The organism is Muriicola sp., from assembly GCF_041567615.1.
Taxonomy (GTDB): Bacteria; Bacteroidota; Bacteroidia; order Flavobacteriales; family Flavobacteriaceae; genus Muriicola.
Window position 1 is genome coordinate 1 of record NZ_JBFGBM010000274.1, and the last position, 1,839, is coordinate 1,839.

Genomic DNA, 1,839 nt, shown 5'->3' on the forward strand with positions numbered 1-1,839 from the left:
CCAACCGGCGCTTTTTTTATGCTTCTTATAGGATCAATCGAGGGTGATGGGATGGTGAACCGCCGCTGCAGCTGCACCGATGATCCCGGCGTGATTTTGGAGTCCGGCAGGGATTACCGGGGTCTCAATGGTGATAAAATCCTTGTATTCGTCAAAATCCTTGGAAGTTCCCCCGCCCAGGATGATCAGGTCAGGGGAGACCAGGATCTCCACATATTGCAAAAATATATTGAACCGCTTCCCCCATTCCTCGTAAGTGAGGTTTTCATTTTCTTTGGCCGAGGCCGCAGCCCAGGTCTCTATCTTGTCGAATTCCTTGTACGGGATCTGACCCAGCTCGAAGTTCGGGACGAGTTCCCCGTCCCAGAACGCACCGCTGCCTAAACCAGTGCCTATGGTGATCATAACCACAAATCCGTTCTTGCCTTTCCCCACCCCGTAATTCATGGTAGCATAACCGGCGGCGTCCGCGTCATTGATCACTGTAACGGGAAGGCCGGTGGCTTCGCTAAAGAGTTCTTTCACATTGACACCCACCCACTTCTTGTGGAGGTTGCCCTGCGACTTGCAGACACCGTGCCTCAGGGTAGTGGGAAAACCACACCCGATAGGTCCTTCGTAGTTGAAGTGTTCGACGATCTTCCTGACTACCTTGGCCATGGGTTTGGGTTTGCGGGATGCAGGGGTTGGGATACGGAACCGCTCTGTCAGCATTTCTCCTGTTACAGAATCCACGAGGGCACCTTTCATACCCGAACCTCCGATGTCTATTCCCAAAACTGTCATGTAAACTTCAAAAATTTAGCGAAACTCGCCTGGTTAGTCGGCCGTAAAAGTAACAAAATTCAGGAGATGTTTGTACTATGGGCTTACATCCTGCCTTCCAGCCTCAGGTGGTCAAATACCAGCCCGCCCACAGCTGAGACCTGATTTTTGTCCTCAAAACCCAGCCATTTCATCTCTTCGATCTCTGATGCGGGGTTTAATTCACCCCTGAATTCAGACTCGTAACAACGGATACGAACCATTACCCCAGGAGGTTGCTCATCGGCCTGGGCCTCGAAGGAACCGAGGAACCTGAAGCTTTCCGGCTTCAGGGTGACCTGTAATTCTTCCCCGATCTCCCGGCTTAGAGCCATCAGGTCGGATTCGCCTTTATCCCTCTTCCCTCCCGGGATATAAAAAAGGTCTTTGTTCTTACTCCTGACGCACAAAACCTTTTTGTCCTCTACAAAGACCCATCCGAGTTTGTCTATCAGGTTGTGGGTAGGTTCCACATAATAGTCGATAGAGTTCAGGGAATGGTTGGGGTCGATGAGATCGAGGAAGCCATCGATAAATTTTCCGAAACCCGTAAGCATCCCGAGTTTCTTATTCCTGCCAAGGGCGCTCGAGATGGTTTCATCCCGGTTGCCGAAGGGGTATCCTCCTTTCCGTATCCAAAGCAGGTTGAGCAGGTGCTGCATAAGTACATTGCCGAGCTGGTCCACAGATATTGCAATTTTTAGCAAATATTCGCCCACTCCCGTAATCCCTCTCCTGAACAGATTGTGGAAAAGTCCGTAAAGGAAGCCCAAAGGACCTGTGATGACCAGAAGTACGAGGGAGATCAAAAAGAGCAACACTCCTATAAGAGGGTGGATCTTCTTATCAGGGGTTTCTGGTTTTTTCTTGCGTATCAAAGGCGGGGTCCTTTAATTTTAAGATTGAGGAGGGTCGTGCGGTCTCGGACTTAGCCAGTACCATATCACAAAGATAATAGTGAGGCCGAAGAGGATTATTGCCAGGATATAAAACAGGCGGGACAGGGTAAGGAACTTCAAAAAGGGCAGGAGGACC

General features: G+C 50.2%; 2 protein-coding genes. Both read right to left on the bottom strand.

The features are described from left to right. Nucleotides 1-33: 33 nt before the first annotated feature. The gene (gene ppgK, locus ABYP73_RS13000; protein ID WP_372944742.1) at nucleotides 34-786 is read right to left on the bottom strand and encodes a polyphosphate--glucose phosphotransferase; all 753 of its coding nucleotides are present in this window, start codon (nucleotides 784-786) and stop codon (nucleotides 34-36) included. Nucleotides 787-869: 83 nt separating this feature from the next. Further along, on the bottom strand, nucleotides 870-1,682 hold the full coding sequence (locus ABYP73_RS13005) for an NUDIX domain-containing protein (protein WP_372974621.1): 813 nt from the start codon (nucleotides 1,680-1,682) through the stop codon (nucleotides 870-872). Between the last annotated feature and the right edge of the window lie 157 nt (nucleotides 1,683-1,839).